Annotated in this window: 18 protein-coding genes and 1 tRNA gene; 9 read left to right on the plus strand and 10 right to left on the minus strand. The window is 71.9% G+C overall.

All coding sequences use genetic code 11. The features are described 5' to 3' along the window. Positions 1-3 precede the first annotated feature (3 nt). From mutS to EO776_RS11820, 3 genes are all read left to right on the plus strand, one after another. Entirely contained in the window at positions 4-2871 is a 2868-nt protein-coding gene (gene mutS / locus EO776_RS11810) for a DNA mismatch repair protein MutS (protein ID WP_129452429.1), read from the plus strand. Then, positions 2861-4648 carry a DNA mismatch repair endonuclease MutL gene (gene mutL / locus EO776_RS11815; RefSeq protein WP_129452430.1) on the plus strand — a complete coding sequence of 596 codons (1788 nt, stop codon included), beginning with the start codon at positions 2861-2863 and terminating at the stop codon, positions 4646-4648. The genes mutS and mutL overlap by 11 nt, the downstream gene beginning before the upstream one ends. An 83-nt stretch (positions 4649-4731) precedes the next feature. Further along, the gene (locus EO776_RS11820) at positions 4732-5250 is read left to right on the plus strand and encodes a hypothetical protein (RefSeq protein WP_049930633.1); all 519 of its coding nucleotides are present in this window, start codon (positions 4732-4734) and stop codon (positions 5248-5250) included. Between the two features lie 65 nt (positions 5251-5315). Here the strand turns inward: EO776_RS11820 and EO776_RS11825 are convergent, their stop codons facing one another. From EO776_RS11825 to EO776_RS19780, 3 genes are all read right to left on the minus strand, one after another. Beyond that, positions 5316-6551, minus strand: coding sequence for a mechanosensitive ion channel family protein (locus EO776_RS11825; protein ID WP_176450677.1), 1236 nt, complete (start codon positions 6549-6551; stop codon positions 5316-5318). Positions 6552-6657: 106 nt separating this feature from the next. Continuing rightward, positions 6658-7977: a DUF7115 domain-containing protein gene (locus EO776_RS11830; protein WP_089308196.1), complete on the minus strand. Its 1320-nt coding sequence runs from the start codon at positions 7975-7977 to the stop codon at positions 6658-6660. 68 nt (positions 7978-8045) lie between these two features. After that, positions 8046-8252: a pentapeptide repeat-containing protein gene (locus EO776_RS19780; protein ID WP_394346131.1), complete on the minus strand. Its 207-nt coding sequence runs from the start codon at positions 8250-8252 to the stop codon at positions 8046-8048. 62 nt (positions 8253-8314) lie between these two features. On the opposite strand from EO776_RS19780, the gene EO776_RS19005 reads away from it, so the two are divergent. Continuing rightward, positions 8315-8468 (plus strand) — tRNA-Met (locus EO776_RS19005). Between the two features lie 69 nt (positions 8469-8537). Here the strand turns inward: EO776_RS19005 and EO776_RS11840 are convergent. After that, entirely contained in the window at positions 8538-9032 is a 495-nt protein-coding gene (locus EO776_RS11840) for a metal-dependent hydrolase (protein WP_129452431.1), read from the minus strand. Between the two features lie 145 nt (positions 9033-9177). On the opposite strand from EO776_RS11840, the gene EO776_RS11845 reads away from it, so the two are divergent. Beyond that, the gene (locus tag EO776_RS11845) at positions 9178-9678 is read left to right on the plus strand and encodes a CBS domain-containing protein (protein WP_086217016.1); all 501 of its coding nucleotides are present in this window, start codon (positions 9178-9180) and stop codon (positions 9676-9678) included. A 61-nt stretch (positions 9679-9739) separates the two neighbouring features. Here the strand turns inward: EO776_RS11845 and EO776_RS11850 are convergent, their stop codons facing one another. From EO776_RS11850 to EO776_RS11860, 3 genes are read right to left on the minus strand one after another with little or no spacing between them, the layout of a single operon-like run. Next, a complete protein-coding gene (locus EO776_RS11850) occupies positions 9740-10912 on the minus strand; it encodes an ABC transporter permease (protein WP_086217015.1) in 1173 nt (390 codons plus the stop codon). 30 nt (positions 10913-10942) lie between these two features. Then, positions 10943-11818 carry an ABC transporter ATP-binding protein gene (locus tag EO776_RS11855; protein WP_394346114.1) on the minus strand — a complete coding sequence of 292 codons (876 nt, stop codon included), beginning with the start codon at positions 11816-11818 and terminating at the stop codon, positions 10943-10945. Then, entirely contained in the window at positions 11815-13224 is a 1410-nt protein-coding gene (locus EO776_RS11860; RefSeq protein ID WP_186279030.1) for a CARDB domain-containing protein, read from the minus strand. Before EO776_RS11860 ends, EO776_RS11855 begins: the two co-directional genes overlap by 4 nt. A 227-nt stretch (positions 13225-13451) precedes the next feature. Between EO776_RS11860 and psmA the strand changes: the two genes are divergently transcribed. Together psmA and EO776_RS11870 are read left to right on the plus strand one after the other, a co-directional pair. After that, entirely contained in the window at positions 13452-14228 is a 777-nt protein-coding gene (psmA, locus tag EO776_RS11865; protein WP_176450675.1) for an archaeal proteasome endopeptidase complex subunit alpha, read from the plus strand. Between the two features lie 166 nt (positions 14229-14394). Then, entirely contained in the window at positions 14395-14793 is a 399-nt protein-coding gene (locus tag EO776_RS11870; protein ID WP_049930620.1) for a helix-turn-helix domain-containing protein, read from the plus strand. A gap of 82 nt (positions 14794-14875) precedes the next feature. Here the strand turns inward: EO776_RS11870 and EO776_RS11875 are convergent, their stop codons facing one another. The 3 genes from EO776_RS11875 to EO776_RS11885 form a co-directional block, all read right to left on the minus strand. After that, positions 14876-15079, minus strand: coding sequence for a hypothetical protein (locus EO776_RS11875; protein WP_094521227.1), 204 nt, complete (start codon positions 15077-15079; stop codon positions 14876-14878). 219 nt (positions 15080-15298) lie between these two features. Then, positions 15299-15682 (minus strand): DsrE family protein, encoded by a 384-nt coding sequence (locus tag EO776_RS11880; protein ID WP_049930616.1) that lies wholly within the window; start codon positions 15680-15682, stop codon positions 15299-15301. A gap of 2 nt (positions 15683-15684) precedes the next feature. Further along, a complete protein-coding gene (locus tag EO776_RS11885) occupies positions 15685-15930 on the minus strand; it encodes a sulfurtransferase TusA family protein (RefSeq protein ID WP_004596950.1) in 246 nt (81 codons plus the stop codon). Positions 15931-16088: 158 nt separating this feature from the next. Between EO776_RS11885 and EO776_RS11890 the strand changes: the two genes are divergently transcribed. Next, positions 16089-16346, plus strand: a complete 258-nt coding sequence (locus EO776_RS11890) for a DUF7542 family protein (protein WP_176450674.1) — start codon at positions 16089-16091, stop codon at positions 16344-16346. 133 nt (positions 16347-16479) lie between these two features. After that, entirely contained in the window at positions 16480-17325 is an 846-nt protein-coding gene (locus EO776_RS11895) for a universal stress protein (protein ID WP_049930612.1), read from the plus strand. The last annotated feature ends 41 nt before the right edge of the window (positions 17326-17366 follow it).

Consider the following 17366-nt stretch of genomic DNA (forward strand, 5'->3'; position numbering starts at 1 on the left):
CGTATGGAACCGGCGGACAGGGAGACGGTGACGGGGCTACCGCCCGGGATCGCCGCCGCCCGCGAGGATCTCACGCCGATGCTCTCGCAGTACGCCGACCTTTGTGCCGCCCACGGGGACGCCCTCGTCCTGTTTCAGGTCGGCGACTTCTACGAGGCGTTCTGCGAGGCGGCCGAGACCGTGGCCCGCGTCTGCGAGGTGACGCTGACCGAGCGGTCCGACTCTACCGGCGACTACCCGATGGCCGGGATCCCGATCGACAACGCGGCCCCCTACCTCGAGTCGCTACTCGACGCGGGCTACCGCGTCGCGCTCGGCGACCAGGTCGAGGACGCTGCGCAGGCGTCGGGGCTCGTCGACCGCGCCGTCACCGAGGTGATCACGCCCGGGACCGTCGTCGAGGACGACCTCCTCGAGTCGGGGACGACGAACTACGTCGCGGCGGTGGCGGCCGAAGACGACGACTCCGCCGAGACGACCGTCGGGCTCGCCGCGGTCGACGTCTCGACCGGCGAGTGCCTCGTCACGTCCGGCGGTCCGGACGCGGTCGCGGGCGAACTCGACCGGATCGCCCCGGCCGAACTCATCGCGGGGCCGGACGCGCCGGCCTTCGAGCCGAGCGACGCGGAACGCGGGTGGACGACGCACGACTACGACGCCGGCGCCTTCGACCGCCGGACTGCGACCGAGCGGCTGGAGCCGTACCTCCCCGCGCCCGAGCGGCGCTTCGACGCGGACGCGGAGCTGCGGGCGGCCGGCGCGGTGCTCGCGTACGCCGAGTACACGCAGGGCGACGACGGCCCGCTCTCGTACGTGACTCGGGTCCGGCGGTACGACCCCCGCGACCGGCTCCGGCTCGACGCGGCGGCCCAGCGCAGCCTGGAGCTGTTCGAGAACCGGGGGCTTGGCGCGAGCGACACGCTGTTCGACGCGCTCGACGAGACGAACTGCGCGCTCGGGCGACGGTGTCTGGAGCGCTGGCTCCGGCGCCCGCTCGTCGACGCGGACGCGATCCGGAGCCGCCACGACGCGGTCGGCGAACTCGCCGACCGGAGCCTCGCTCGCGAGGGGGTCGCCGACGCGCTCGCGACCGCCTACGACCTCGAACGGCTGGTGAGCCGCGTCTCGCGGGGGCGGGCCGACGCCCGCGACCTGCGCTCGCTCCACCGGACGCTCGCCGTCGTCCCCGACCTGAAGGCGACGCTGGCGGGCGCGGAGGGAGAGGAACGCCCCACCACCGACGACCCCGCCCTCCCCCGAACCGAGCACCTCCGCGACCTCGGTGACCGGCTCGACGAGCTGGCCGGGGTCCGCGGGCTGATCGACGACGCGATCGCGACCGATCCGCCACAGGAGATCACCGAGGGCGGGGTGATCCGCGAGGGGTTCGACGGCGACCTCGACGACCTGCGCGCCACCGAGCGCGAGGGCCGCGAGTGGGTCGCGGATCTGGAGGCGAGCGAGCGCGAACGCACCGGGATCGACTCGCTGTCCGTCGGCCACAACCAGGTCCACGGCTACTACATCGAGGTGACGGACGCGAACCTCGACCGCGTCCCCGACGACTACCGGCGTCGGCAGACGCTGAAGAACAGCGAGCGCTACGTCACGCCGGAGCTGAAGGAGCGCGAAGAGGAGATCGTCGGGGCCGCAGAGCGCGCGGACGCGCTGGAGTACGAGCTGTTCGTCGACGTCCGCGAGCGCGTCGCGGCCGAGACCGAGCGGATCCAGGCCCTCGCCGACGCGCTCGCCGAACTCGACGCGCTGGCGTCGCTCGCCGCGGTCGCGGTCGAACACGACTACGTCCGGCCCGAACTGCGGGAGGGCGTCGACGAGTCCCCCGACGCGGACGGGGCGGCCACCGCGGGCGTCGAGATCGAGGGCGGCAGACACCCGGTCGTCGAGCGGACCGAGGACGCGTTCGTCCCGAACGACGCGGACCTCCCGCGCGGCTCGGTCGCCGTGATCACCGGGCCGAACATGAGCGGGAAATCGACGTACATGCGGTCGGTCGCGCTCGCCGTCGTGCTCGCGCAGACGGGGTCGTTCGTTCCAGCGCAGGCCGCCACGCTCCCCGTCTTCGACCGGGTGTTCACCCGCGTCGGGGCCTCCGACGACATCGCGGGCGGCCAGTCGACGTTCATGCGAGAGATGAGCGAGCTGACGGAGATCCTCCACGACGCCGGCCCCGGCTCGCTCGTCCTCCTCGACGAGGTCGGCCGGGGCACGGCCACGACCGACGGGCGCGCCATCGCCCGCGCGGCCGCCGAGTTCCTCCACGACGAGCTGGGCGCGACCGCGCTCTTCGCGACGCACTACCACGGGCTCACCGACCTCGCCGACGAGCGAGAGCGCGTCTTCAACCTCCACTTCACCGCCACCCGGGAAGACGGCGACGTTACCTTCCTCCACCGGGTCGTGCCGGGCGCCTCGTCGTCGTCGTACGGCGTCGAGGTGGCGGAGCTCGCCGGGGTCCCGGGGGCGGTCGTCGACCGCGCCCGCGACCTCGTCGCCGCGGAGGAGGCGGACCGGTGGCGGGCGGCGAGCGGAGCCGGACGCGAGGACGCGGTCGACCCGGCGGACCGGTCGGGCGAGGGCGAGGCAGAGGGAGACCGGGACGGCGACGCGTCGCTGCGCGAGTTCCTCGCGGAGGAGGCGTCGGAGGACGGCAGCCGATCCGGGTCCGAGGCGGACACCCCGCCCGAAAGCGAGCGGGCGGAGCCGACGGGCGGCGACGACGACAGGCCTGCCGCCGGCGCGCCCCCCGGCCTCGCCGCGGAGCTTCGCGACCTCGACCTCGCGCGGATGACGCCGATCGAGGCGCTGAACGCCCTCCACGACCTCCAGTCGCGAGTCGACGATGACGGGTGAGCGAGACGGCGAGCGCGGCCGGTCGGGTACCGGTGATCGGTCCAAGAGCGAGAGTCGCGTCCGTCGGCTTGACCCGGCGACCGTCGACCGGATCGCGGCCGGCGAGGTCGTCACTCGACCCGCCCGGGTCGTCGGCGAACTCGTCGACAACGCGCTCGACGCGGGCGCCTCGCGGATCGACGTCGCGGTCGACGGCGACGGCACCGACCGGATCCGCGTCGCGGACGACGGTCGGGGCATGGCCCGCGCGGACGCGGCCCGGGCCGTCGAGCGCCACGCGACGAGCAAGCTGGCGCCCGACGGCGACCCGGTGGGCGTCCCGTCGCTGGGGTTCCGCGGCGAGGCGCTCGCGGCGATCGCCGAGGCCGCCCGGCTGGAGGTCGTCACGAGCTCCGGCGACGGGGTCGGCACCCGCGTCGTCGTCGACGGGACCGCCGACCGGGGGAACCGGTCGAGCGCGTCCGACTCGACCAACGGCGTCAGCGTCGAACCCGCGGGCCGCGCCCGCGGGACGACGGTCCTCGTCGGGGACCTGTTCGCGACCCGGCCGGCGCGTCGGGAGTCACTCGCGGGGGCGAACGCGGAGTTCGCGCGGATCTCCTCGCTCGTCGCCGACTACGCGCTGGCGAACCCGTCGGTGGCGTTCACGCTCGACCACGACGGGTCGACGACGCTGTCGACGCCGGGGACCGACCGCACGGACGCGCTGCTCGGCGTGTACGACCGCGACACCGCGAGCCGGTCGACGACGGTGGCCGCGAGCGTCGACGCGCCGCCCGGCAGGGGGGGTGACGCGGACGCCGTCGGCGTCGAGGTCTCGGCCACGCTGGCGTACCCGTCGATCACCCGGTCCTCCCGCGATCACGTCCGCGTCTCGGTGAACGGCCGCCCGGTCCGGAACGACCGGCTCGCGGCCGCGGTCCGCGACGGCTACGGGCGGCTCCTCCCCGACGGCCGCGAGCCGGTGGCCGCGGTCGACGTGTCGCTGCCGCCCGCTCGGGTCGACCCGAACGTCCACCCGGCGAAGCGGGAGGTGGGGCTCCGCGACGCCGACGCGGTCGCCGACGCGGTCGCGTCGGTCGTCGAGGACGCGCTCACCGGCGCGGACCTCCGGCGGGCCGCGGACGTCGCCACCGACCTCGACGGCGCCCTCGATCCGGTCGGCGCGGACGACGGCTCGCGGCCCGGCGCGTTCGCCGACGCCGTGCCGATAGGCACGTTCCGCGACCTGTACGTCCTCGTCGAGGCCGGCGACGAGCTCCTCGTGATCGACGGCCACGCGGCCCACGAGCGGGTGAACTACGAGCGGCTGGCCCGCGCGTTCGACGGCGAGCCGGTGCCGACGGCCCCGCTCGACCCGCCCGCGACCGTCTCGCTGTCGACCGACGAGGCGGCGGCCGCGAGGGCGCACACAGACGACCTCGCCGCGCTCGGCTTCGAGACCGAGGCGTTCGGCGGCGGCACGCGTCGCCTCCGGACTGTCCCGGCGCCGTTCGGCCGGACCGCCGACGCCGACGCCTTCCGCGACGTGCTCGCCGCGCTCGTCGGGGCGGACCCGGGGACGGCGCGAGACGCGCGCGACGACCTCCTCGCGGACCTGGCGTGTCACCCGTCGCTGAAGCGCGGCGAGTTCTCGGACCTCGCTCACGACGACCTCCGGGGGCTGCTCGACCGTCTCGGCGAGTGCGACCGCCCGTACGCCTGTCCGCACGGCCGGCCGACCGTCCTCTCGGTCGACGAGGAGACGGTCGCGGCCGGGTTCGGTCGGGACCGCTGAGCCGCGAGGCCGGTCGCCCCGCGGCGAGGCGATCGACAGTACCGACCGATATCTATTAACGCGATGGGACCGGGGATACTCGCATGGGAGAGCGGACCGAAGTGACGCGGGGGTCGCTGCCCGCGGAGCGGTCGGCCGGCCGGTTCTCGGGGCCGGACGGCTTCCGCGACCTCGTCGAGCGACTGCTCGCGTGGCTTCGGAAGCGACGCGCGTCGAGCTTGGAGAGCGTCTCGGCGGCGACGACGATGCGGAACGTCGTCGACGCGGACGCGCTCGCCGAGGAGACGCCGCCGAAGTGGAGCGTCCTCCACGACGTGGTCACCTACGGCGCGGACTCGCTCACGGACGTGCTCGTCTTCCGTCACGGCCCCACGAGACAGGACCTCGTGGTGATGCCGGAGCGGAACACCGACCCGGAGGGCGAGGTCAGCTTCTACCACGCCGACCGCACGAAGGGGGCGCGCCACCTGCTCTCGATCGGCGCGGACTCGCTCACCGCGGCGCTCAGTTACGTGTTGGACAAGATCGAGCGGTTCGAGCGGCTGTTCACCGGCCGCGGGTCGGAGCTGCCGAGCGGCTACACCGGTCCGTCCGACCGGTAGCGGGAGGGTCCGGCGGGTAGCAGAAGGGGCCAGACGGGTAGCGAGAGCGCCGCCGCGGCGGCGCGTCAGGCCGGTCGGTCTCGCGACCGCCCGTCGCCGTTTTCGTCGGTCTGTTCGACGCGTTCGACCGTGTCGTCAGCCGCCGCCTTCTCCGGCGGGTACGAGACGGTCCGCTGCGGGTAGGGGATCGAGATGCCGGCGTCCGCGAACCGCTCTTGGATCCGCTCGACGGCGAGCGCCTTCGAGCGCCACCGCGCCTGCGGGGTCGGCGGGTCGATCCAGAACCGGAGGTCGAGCAGGATCGCCGAGTCGCCGAATCCGGACGGGATCGCGTACGGCTGGGGGTTGTTCGCGATGACGCCGATGTTCTCTAAGACATCCTCGGCGATCTCGCTGGCCTCGTCCGGGTCGTCGTCGTAGCCGATCCCGACCTCCATGTGGATCCGGAGGCGCCCCTCCCGGCTTCGGTTGGTGATCGCCTGATTGGCGACGAGGTCGTTTGGCACCACGACGTACTCCCCGTCGAAGTTGCGCATGTGGGTGTTCATGATCGTGATGTCGGTGACGAACCCCTCCTCGTCGCCGATCGCCACCCAGTCGCCGATCTCGAAGGGGCGGGCGAACATCAACACGAAGCCGGCGATGAGCGAGCCCAGCGTCTGCCGGGCCGCCATCCCGAGGACGATCCCGAGGAACCCAGCCCCGACGAGGAGGCCGCCGAGGTTCACGCCCCAGATGCCAAGGACGGTTATCAGCGCGAGCACGAGCAGGCCGACCTGTGCGAGCCGGGTGAGCAGCTGTTCCTGGTGGGCGGTGATCCGGTCGCTGTCCGCCGACAGCTCGCCGACGTACGTCTCCACCACGTCGCTGACGACGTACGCACCGCCGAGCAGCAGCGCCGAGGCGATTACCTGCCCGCCGACCCGGGCGGCGTTCTCCACGAGCGGCAGCACCGCGACCACGAGTGCGAACCGGCCCCACAGCGTCAGCACGGCGACGCCCGCGAGCGCGAACAGCGCGAGCTGTAGGAGTCCGACCGCGAGCCGCAGGAGGAACGACGCGGGGATCCCCTCCCGCAGCGTCTCCACCGCGCCCTCCGTCGACTCCGACAGCCGCTCGTCGAGGAGCCGCCCGACCCAGTCGGTGACGGTCTGCTCGCCGGCGCGGACCGCCCGCGGCAGCAGCAGCCAGCCGACGCCGAGCGTCGCGAGGGCGATGGCCGCGGTGGCCGCCAGCCGCCCCTCCGTGCTCGATACGTCGCTCAACACCGCGCCGATCCGCGTTCCCAGTCCGCCTATCACGGTCTGACGTTCGCCGCCGCTCGGTTAACGGATCCGACGCGAGTCTCAGCGGAGAGAATCGGCACGACCGCTGCGGGGAAGGAGGCCGCGACTGCCCTGCTCCCGGTCACCGGCCGCGTCGGAGCTCTTCGATCAGCTGTTCGATGAGCGTCGATTGCCGGTCCAGGCGCTCGGACTGCGCCTCGACCGTGCGCCGCAGCGCGGCGACCTCGCTCGCGAGGTCCGCGTCCTCGACGCCGGCGCTCTCGAACGGCGAGCCGTCGAACGCGTCGTCGTCCGGGACGACGCCGTCGGTCTCGCCGTCCGCCGCGACCGCTTCCTCGCCGACCGCCGCCGCGGGCTCGCCTCCGGCCCCTCGCTCGGCGCCTTCCGCCGGGGCTTCGGGCGCGTCGCCGGCGGGGGAGTCCGTCGAATCCGTCGCGCCCGCGTCTCCCGCGAGAGGGTCCTCGGCCGCGTCGTCGACGGCGGCGTCCGCGGCGAGCGGGTCGTCGAGCGGGTCGCTGCCGCCGCTCGGTTCCGGCGATCCGACCGACGCCGACTCCGCGCTCTCGGTCGTCGCTCCGGGCCCGTCGCCCCCGGCGAGCGACTCCGACCCCCCGGCGGAGTCGCGTCCGCCCGCGCCCTTCGGTTCCGTTCCGAGCCCGCCGGAGTCTGGCTCCGCCTCGGCGCCGGGCGCCGCGTCGGCGTCCGCCTCGGCGTCGGCGGCCGGGGAAGCCGACAGCGGGTCCGGTCCCTCGCCGAAGTCGGTCGTGCCGGTCTGTTCGGCGTCGGACGCCGCCTCCTCGGCCTCAGCGGCGGCAACGCGGAACTCCTCTAAGCTGTCGACGCCGTGGAACGAGCACACCGCGTCGGCGAGCGTCTCCCGGACTGCCCGGGCGGACTCGTTCGGGGCCTTGAACCGCTCCGAGCGGCCGTCGTGGACGAGGACGACCGCGGTGGCGACGGTCCCCTCCTCGAAGTCGAGCCCGGTGAGGTCGTCGTAGCCGAACTCCTCGAACTCGGGGTCCCAGACCGCCGAGCCGACGTGTTTGACCAGTCGCTCGCTGGTGACGATCAGGGTGAGCTCCGAGAAGCGGAAGGTGCGCACGACCGTCTCGCCGGGCCCGGTGACGCCGCTCGCGGAGAGGACGCCCGCGAGGATCGGGTGGAGGACATCGTCGACGCGCTTGGTCGGTACCGAGAGCGTCTCGTCGCCGTCGAGGCCGTACCCGAGGGTGATCTTCGCCTTGCGGCGTCCCGTCGAGACCTCGATTCGCTCGACGTCGTGGCCGTACTCGTCGACGGACTCGTCGGACAGGAGTCCGTCGCCGCGGTAGACGAGGGTCCGGGTGGGCGTGACCGCGAGTCGATCGTCGCCGCCCAACGGCACCTCGGCGACGACGTCCTCGTCGCCGACGGTCCCCGCGAGCAGGTCGGGAAGGCTCATACGCCGGAGATACGCCGCGCCCGGCATAAATCCGCTGGCTCGGGGTCGATCGAGCCCAGTCACCGCGTTCACCGCGCTCCCGACGCGCCGTCCGCGCCGCCGGCCCGAGGCGGGAGCGATCGCCCCCGAAAGCGACAGCCCCCGAAGCGATCCTCCCGAAAGCGACAGCCCCCGAAGCGATCCTCCCGAAAGTGACAGCCCCCGAAGCGATCCTCCCGAAAGTGACAGCCCCGAAGCGATCCTCCCGAAGGCGACCGGCCGCGGCGATCTGCGATCGGTTCACAACCCTCCGACGGATGGGAAGGTTAAAGGGTCTCATCGCGGTACGAGAAGGTGAGGCCGGGTGGCTTAGCTGGACATAGCGCCGCACTCATAGGGTTCGGAGATTCGGTGCGGTGACGCCTTGGAAGCGTCCGCGTCCTTCCCGTGGCTCCGCCGAGCCTCGGACCTGGGACATGCGGAGATCGTGGGTTCGGAGCCCACCCCGGCCATTTCTACGACCGACCGGTCGGCGAGCGCCGGCCCCGCCGATCCGTCCGCCGTCGCCGCCGGATCGAGTGCTACACCGGAACCGCCTCGCCGGCGACGAGCGCGACCGCGACGACGACGCCGCCCAGTCCCAACAGTCCGTAGTTCGCGAAGGGATTCGCCGCGGTGAACAGGTCGAGCGAATACTCGGTGTCTCGCACGGGCGCGTACGGTCGGATGCCCGTCGGTGTGAGCGCGTCCGCGAGGATGTGCGAGACGATCGTCACGGCGGCGAACAGGAACGCGGCGGCGCCGAACAGCAGCGCCTCGGCGAGTCCGCGCTGAAGCCCGACCGCCAGCCCGACGCCCCCGAGGACGACTCCGACGAGCAGCGCGAACCAGACGGTGTGCGTGATCCCCCGATGCCTGACGACGGGAACTCGCATGTCGAGGTCGGGGACCATCGCCGTCGAGGCGGCGCCGGCGGCGCCGACGAGGCCGGCCTCTATCGAGAGGAGGGCGGTGACGAGAAACCCGAACGGGGCGTAGACGACGAGCGAGGCCCCGACGTGTCCCTTCCGGTACATGTTGACGACTGCGTTCCGGGTCCGTAAGTCCGTTACGTCGAGACGCGACCCCCCACGGCGCGTCTCCGGACGCGTCCGCGGAGCTCGCGGTCCCGTCGCGTTGTCGGGGCGAAACGCCTACGGCCTCCCGCCGTGACGCTCCGGTATGACACTGACCGCCCGCGACCTGATGGAGCCGGACGTGAAGACGGTCTCGCCGGACGACGACGTCGCCGACGCGTTCAAGCGGTTCGCTCGGTACGAGTTCAGCGGGTTCCCGGTCGTCGACGAGGACGAGCGGGTGGTCGGGATCGTCACCGAGTCCGACCTCGTCGACCTGTTCGAGCCGGAGGACGAGACGCTGTGGATCCCCGTCGGACTCCCTCCGTTCGTGGACACCCTCTCGTATCAGGTGAAGCGCCCGTGGGCCGACCTCGATCTGGGCGTCGACATGCTCCGCAACGCGGACCGACCCGTCTCCGAGGTGATGAGCGCGGACGTGGCGACCGTGACGCCGGACGTGAGCGTCGACGACGTGCTGGACCTGCTTGTCGGCGACGACCCCGATATCAACCGCGTGCCCGTCGTCGACGACGACGGCCGTATCATCGGAATCATCGCGCGTCAGGACGTGATCCGCGCGTTCCGCGACCGCCGACTGGAGTAGATCCGGTCGGACCGTCGCGAGGGGTCCCGCGGACGCTCGGCTGTGGATGTCGGCGACCGCGTCAGCTCCGAAGCGCCTCGACGGGCCGCTCGTTGGCCGCCTTCCACGCGGGGTACGCGCCGCTGACGAGCCCCACGCCGACGCCGAAGCCGAGCGCCAAGAGGAGGTAGTAGGCGTTCGTACGGTCGAGCACGAGCGCCGTGTCGACGGCGGGCGTCGCGAGGACCAGGCCCGCGACGAGCAGGACGGTGAGCAGGGTGCCGGCCGCGGCGCCGGCCGCGCCGATCAGCCCGGCCTCCGCGAGCAGGACGCGCAACACGTCGCGGCGGGCGACGCCGACCGCGCGCATCACCCCGATCTCCTGCCGGCGCTCGACGGTACTCATCAGCATCACGTTGAGGATCGAGACCCCGGCGACGACGAGGGAGATCGCGCCGAGCCCGAGCAGGAACGTCGAGAGGAGGCCGAAGAACTCGTTGATCTCGTCGACGAGGGCGGCCAGCTCGAACAGCTCCACCCGGTCCTCGCGGGCGTTCACCGCCTCGCGGATGGCGTCCGCGGCCGCCCGCGCCTCGGCGCCGGTGTCGGAGACGACGAGCGCCTGCGCGTAGCCGTCGGCCGAGAACGCCGACTCGGGGAGGTACACCGCGTCGTCGGGCGCGACCGGGCTGAACGTCTGGCTCTCGACCAACACCGCGATGACGCGGACCTGCGAGCCGGCGATCTCGACGGTGTCGCCCGCGCCGGCGCCGAGGTCCTCGGCGATCCCCGCGCCGAGGATCGCGCCCTGTCGGTGCCGCTCGGGGAGTCGCCCCTCGGCTGCCTCGTACGCCAGCGCGGGCTCTTCGACCCCGTACACCGTCGCGAACGTCTGGTCGCCCTGCCGCGCGACCGTGGCGCTGTCGGAGTACAGCGGGATCACTGCGGGCTCGCCGACCGCCCGGCGGATCGAGGCGATGTCCGCGTCGGACAGCGACTCCACGCCGGCGTCGGTGTTCGGCGACACGACGACCTGCGTGCCGATATCGCCGATGGCGTCGTCCGCGCCCAGCGCCAGCACGTTCCCGAAGATGCCGAGCGCCGCGACCGCGAGGACCCCGATACAGACCCCGAGGACCGCCAGCACGGTCCGGACCCGGTTTCGTCGGAGGTTCCGCGACGCCATCGACACCGCGGGGCGCCAGCCGCGGAGCCAGCCGGCGGCGCCCCCCGGTGCGCGGTCGTCGGCGCTCATCCGTGGTCCCCGCTCATCCGCGGTCACCGCTCATCCGCGGTCACCGCCCATCTGCGGTCCCGGAGCGGTCCGGCCGGCGTCGCGGCCGCCGCGCCGGTCCGCGTCGGTGTGCGGATCGGACTCGCCGGGCAAGCCGCCGGTCAGCACGCCGTCGGTGAGGTCGACGACGCGGTCGGCGTACTCCTCGACGAGCGGATCGTGCGTGACGGCGATGACGGCGACCCCCTCGGCCTTGACGCGCTCGAACTCGGCGAGGATCGCCTCGCCGGTGTCGGTGTCGAGGTTCCCCGTCGGCTCGTCCGCGAGCAGGACCGCGGGCTCGTTTATCAGCGACCGGGCGATCGCGACGCGCTGTTTCTGCCCGCCGGAGAGCTCGTTCGGTTCGTGGTCGAGCCGGTCGCCGAGCCCGAACCGCGCGAGCAGGTTCGCGGCCCGGTCGCTCGCGTCGCCGGGGTCGAACGCCGTCGGCATCGCGACGTTCTCGACGGCGGTGAGCGTCGGCAGCAGGTGGAAGTCCTGGAACACGAACCCGATCGACTCCTTGCGCGCCCGCGTTCGCTCCGCGACGGAGAGGCTCGTCACGTCGGTGTCGCCGAGCAGCCGTCGGCCGGAAGTGGGGTCGTCAAGGAGCCCGAGGACGTTCAGCAGCGTCGACTTGCCGGAGCCGCTCGGCCCGACTACCGCGACGAACTCGCCGGGCCGGGCCGCGAAGTCGACGTCGTCGAGCGCGACCACCGGCTCGCCGCCCCCGCTCGGATACCGCTTGACGACCCCGCGGAGCGCGACGGCGTAGTCGTCGTCAGCGAGATTGCTGTCGCCGCTCGTCTCCCAGTCGGCCGCAGCGCCGTTCGTCGCCCGACCGGCCGCAAGATCCTCCGCCTCGTCGGTCGTGCGGTTCCGGCTCACGGCGCCGACCCGTCGCGTCGTCGCCCGGTCGGTCCCCCGATTCGTCCGGTCCTGACCGCGACGCCGACCGCCCCGGCGAGGCCGACGAGCGCGAGGCCGCTCGCGACCGTCCCCACGGTCCCCAGCCCGCCGGCGCCGAGTCGGCCGAGGGTGCCGCCGCCGTCGCGATCGTCGGTAGCCGGCTCCGGCGCGGCCACCGAGAACGTCTCCGTGTACCGCACGCCGCGCTCGGTGTACGTGACGCGGATCGGGATCTCCTCGGCGACCGTGACGTTCGCCGCGGTCGTCACGTCGAAGCCGACGAAGTCGCTGGCGCCGAGCGTCCCGACGAAGTACTCGCCGCCCGCGGGGGTCGGCGCGACGCCGGGCGCGTCGCCGACCGAGACGACCGCACCGGTCATCTCGCCGCTCCCCGCGTTGCCGAGGTTGGCGTCGACGACGACACCGTCAGCGGTCTCGCGCACGGTCGCGTCGGTCACGGTCGGCGTCGCCTCGCGGACGGGGTACGTCACCGTCGACTCCGCGCTCCGGTCGGCGCCGCGATCGTTCCGCCGGTCCGTGTCGGCGCGGAAGGCGGCGGTGACCGTCACGTCCGAGCGCCGGTCGAGCGGTCCGAGATCGACGATCACGCGTCGCTCCTCGCCGGGCGCCACGCCCTCGACGACGAACGGGCCGACGTCGACCGTCTCCGCGCCGTCACCGTCGACCGCGGCCCCGACGGCGCGGAGGCTGATCCGGTCGGCGGCCGTCGTACCGGTGTTGACCACGGTCACCTCGACGGGCGAATCGACGGCCGGCGGCGACGCCTCGCCCTGACCGCCGTCGCCGGTATCGAGCCCGCCGCCCCCGCCGAAGATGCCCTGGATGCCGCCGATGCCGAGGTCGCCGGTGGCGCTCTCGCTCTCGTCGTCGCTCCGGAGGTCCTCGGGGTCGAGCGCGCGGGTGCGGAGGTCGAGCGCGACCTCGGTCGGGCGCACCTCGAACACGACGTCGCGGCTGACAGTCACGAACTCGCCGCTCGTCGACTGGTTCGCGACGACCTCGACGGTGAGCCGCTTCTCGCCCGGTTCCCTGAACGTCGTCCACAGCGTCGCGTCCAGCGAGTCGCCCGCCGAGAGCGCCCCGACGCCCGAGGCGCTGTCGAGCACGTCGCCGTCCGCGTCCCGGACGCGGACCGTCGTGAGGTTCGCCGCCGCGTCGCTGCCGCCGGAGTTCGAGACCGTGACGTTCAGGGTCGCGCGCTCGTCGACGGTCGGAGCGCCCGGAGACACGCCGACCTCGGTGAGGGTGATCCGCGCGTCCGGTACCGCCGCCGCGCCGCCGACCGCGAACCCGCCGCCGACGACGGACAGCACCGTTAACGCGGCCAGCAGCGCGGCTGTAGTTCGTGTGGGCGTCAATGTCACTATAACTACGCGACCTGCGTGGTTATATCCGTCGGCGACGGAAGCTGACGGCTCCTACCGGCGCTTCGTCGGCGAACTCGACTCCGCCGCTAGGCGGCGAACGCGGCCGGCGGGGACCCGCGGTTTCGACGGCCACCGAGACGTACCGGTTACGGATGCTTTTTCAACGGGCCGACGTAAGTGAGGGTAATGACTGAACGCGACACCGCGCGAGCGGGTGATCGGCGATGATGGGCGGCAACGACCAGCAGGCGTACGACCGCGGCACGTCGCTGTTCTCGCCGGACGGCCGGATATATCAGGTCGAGTACGCCCGCGAGGCGGTCTCGCGCGGCGCGCCGAGCGTCGGCGTCCGGACGACCGACGGCGTCGTCTTCGTCGCGATGTCTCGCCCCTCCTCGTCGCTGATGGAGGCCGAGAGCATCGAGAAGCTCCACAAGCTCGACGACCACGTCGGCACCGCGAGCGCCGGCCACGTCGCCGACGCCCGGCAGCTGATCGACCTCGCGCGCCGCCAGTCGCAGGGGAACCGCCTCCGCTACGGCGAGCCCGTCGGCGTCGAGACGCTGACGAAGTTCATTACCGACCACATCCAAGAGAACACCCAGCGCGGTGGCACGCGCCCGTACGGTGCCGCCCTCCTCATCGGCGGCATCGACGACGGCGAGCCGCGCCTGTTCGCCGCCGACCCCTCGGGTACGCCCAACGAGTGGAAGGCGACCGTCATCGGCGGCGGCCGGCAGGACATTCAGGGACACCTCGAAGACGAGTGGAGCGACGACCTCTCGCTCGAGGACGGCATCGAACTCGCGGTCGCGGCCCTGGCCGCCCACGACGACGAGTTCGAGGCGTCCGACCTCGCGGTCGCGACCGTGACCGAGGCCGACGGCTTCCGGACGGTCCCGACCGACGAGGTCGAGGCCGCCGTCGAGGCCGCCGGGCTCGCGGCGGACGAGGAGGACGCAGAGGAGACGGACGACGACGCGTCCGACGGCGACGAGTAGCGACCGCGTGCGGGAGCCGGGACCGAACCGCTCCGCTGCGCCTCCTCGCGGCGGGAGCGACCGGCGCGGGCAGCGCCGGGAGGAGCGGGAGTCCGGGCTCTGAAGCGCGCGATTGTACGACACACACAACACTTTTTGCGGCGGAAACCGTCAGTTACCACGTAAAATGTCCGATTCGATGTCCGAACAGCTCCAACGAGACATGGAGTGCGAGGGGTTACTCGAGTGCTTCCACGGTCTGAAACAGTTGGACAAGGACTGCTACCGAGCGATGGTCTCGGCCGAAGAGGCGCTCACGATCGACGAGGTCGCCGAACGCGTGGACCGCGAGCGCTCGACCGCCTACCGCGCGGTCCAGCGCCTCCTGAACGCCGGCTTCATCCAGAAGGAACAGATCAACTACGACCACGGCGGCTACTACCACGTGTACAGCCCCACGGATCCGTCCCAGATCGCCGACGACATGCAGCGGATGCTCAACGACTGGTACGCGAAGATGGGCCAGCTCATCGGCGAGTTCGAGGAGAAGTACGACGAACCCGAGCGCGCCGCCGTCGAGAGCTGAGCGGAGCACCGAGACCCCTCACGAGGCGGACTCGACGCGAGGGCGGTGGGCGTCGCAGGGTTTCGCGCGCTACTTTCGGTCGCTATTCCGCGTAGATGAGGGTCCGCCGGCACTCGGGGCACACGTACGGGACCGGCGTGAGGATCTCGTCGGCGCTGAGGCCGCCGAGAAATCCGTCGCTCGACCCGTCGGAGACCACGGAGAGCGTCCCGAGAGCGTCGGTTCCCTGTAGCTCCATCTCCTCTAGCGGCTTCTCGCAGTCCGGACAGGTCTTTTCAGAGGGCATGTGTGTGATTTTTCCATTACTCTCCAAAATAGTTGTGATCCGTACGCTCCCGATTGAGGACAGATCCGTTCTCACGTCGAGTCGGACACGTCTCGCGGTGGCAAGCTTCGGACGGCGCGGGAGTTCGGACGGTGGGAGAGTTGTTTCGGACGGCGATACGTCTCAGGGGCACACGTACAGCGGCGGGAAGGGTGGAGCGGACCGACGCAACGCCGGCGCTCAGAACGTGAACACGTGGTCGGCCTCCTCGGCCGCCTCGAGGAAGGTGACCGCGCCGGCGAACTGCGTCGTCAGGTCGTCGTCGATGGCCTCCTGCTCCCACTGGAGCATGTCCAGCGTGGTCGTACACGCGACCGAGGTGACCGCCTCCCCGCCGTCGGCGATCAGCTGGTCGAGCATGTCGTAGGGGTTCGGCATCCCCTCGTCGAGCAGCGGCTGGACCGACGAGAGGTCTTTCTCGCCCTCCAGCAGGTGCGTCAGTCCGTCGAAGGTGAAGTAAAGGAACACGTCGGTGTCCATCGTCAGCGCGACGTGGCCGAGGTTGGTCGCCATCGCGAGGCTCTTCGGGTCGTCGCTGGAGACGATGATGCCGATCTCGTCCATGCTCATTCTTCCTTGCGGACGTAGTGCGTGTACACGTCGTCGCCCTCCTCCTGTTCAAGGAGCGTGACGCCGTCGGTGCCCGTCGCCCACCCGTCGATGTCGCTCACGCTTCCGGGATCGGTCGCGACGACCTCCAGCACCTCACCGGGGGCGAGGTCGTCGATCGCGCCCTTCGTCTTCACGATAGGCATCGGGCAGCTCAGTCCTTTCACGTCCAGCGTCTCCGCGATATCGAGTTCGGTGCTCATGGGTTAGTAGTTTGTGCGCAAAAAACAATACTACTCACAGATGTTTTAATCTTGCGTATCTGTCTCAATACAGTCCCGTCCGAGGGAATCCGACGCCGGGGCGATCGGCCCAGTAGCCGATAGCGGCACTTACGGTGGTCGAGACCGAAGAGAGGGCCATGTCGACGACCGTTCGCGTCCGCTGTACCGACTGTGCGTACGACGAAGCGTTCGACTCGCTCCGGCGGGCGCGGACCGCGCTCGACGACCACGAGCGCGCGACGGGGCACGCCGTCGACTGGCAGATCGGCGGACTCACGGCAGGCGTCGAGCGAGCGGGCGACGACGCCGGCGTCTGTGGCCGGGACGAGTGTGCGAACGCGGACTCGCCGCTCCTCGATCACGGACCGTCGGCGGCGGCCGACCCGGACGCCTGAGGCGGGTTGCTCCCCCGGCAGCGACCGGCCCCGAACCGGAGTGTGCCGTCACCGACCGATCGCTGTGCCGTCTTCGAAGACTCTTGTATTGTACAACAAAAACAATATTACTCATCAGCACGAACAGTCGCGTATGAGGATCGTATTCGCGACAGACCTCTCGGACGCGAACGAGGCGGCGATCGAGTCTCGGACCTGTCTGGAGTGTCTCGACAACATCGGTGTCAGCGAGGTTCACCTGTTGACGGTCGTCCCGGACAACGTCTCCAGCGGGCTGCCGGGGATGGACGCCGCCAGCGACGCCCGAGAGGCGCTCGCGCCGCAGCGGAGCGTGTTCGAGCGCGCGGGGTTCGACGTGGAGACGCACGTCGCCCGCGGGACGCCGCATCGACGGATCAACGGCTTGGCCGAGCGGCTCGACGCGGACATGATCGTCGTCGGGTCGCGCGGACAGGCGCCGCTCCAGAATCGGCTCATCGGTGGCACCGTGCGCAACGTCGCGCGGACGGCCGTCAGGCCGCTGCTCGTCGAGCGGATCGAGGAGACGCCGGACGGACACGCGGTCAAGAAGGAACACCTGTTCCAGGACGTGCTGTACGCCACCGACTTCTCCGAGAACGCGGCGCGCGCCTACGACTACTTCCCGGCGCTGACGGGCGCGACCGAGCGGGCGTACCTGCTCCACGTGGGCGGCGGAGACGCGGAGTCGACGGCGACCGCCGAGGAGCGGCTGGACGAGCTTGCGAGTGACCTCGGCGACCGGACCGGGTTCCACGTCGAGACCAACGTCAGGTCCGGCAACCCCGTCGACGAGATCACGGCCGAAGAGGAGCGCGTGGGCGCGACGACGACGCTCATCGGCGCGCGCGGGACGAGCCGACTCCGGCGGCTCCTCCTCGGGAGCACCGCGGAGTCGATCGTCGCGCGCGGGACGAACAACGTCCTGCTCGTCCCGCCCGAGGCGGCGGCGCCGCGCTGACGCCGGCCGGGCTTTTTGTTACCGGGGCGCCCAGGTGGACG

It is taken from the genome of Halorubrum ezzemoulense (genome assembly GCF_004126515.1).
Classification (GTDB): domain Archaea; phylum Halobacteriota; class Halobacteria; order Halobacteriales; family Haloferacaceae; genus Halorubrum; species Halorubrum ezzemoulense.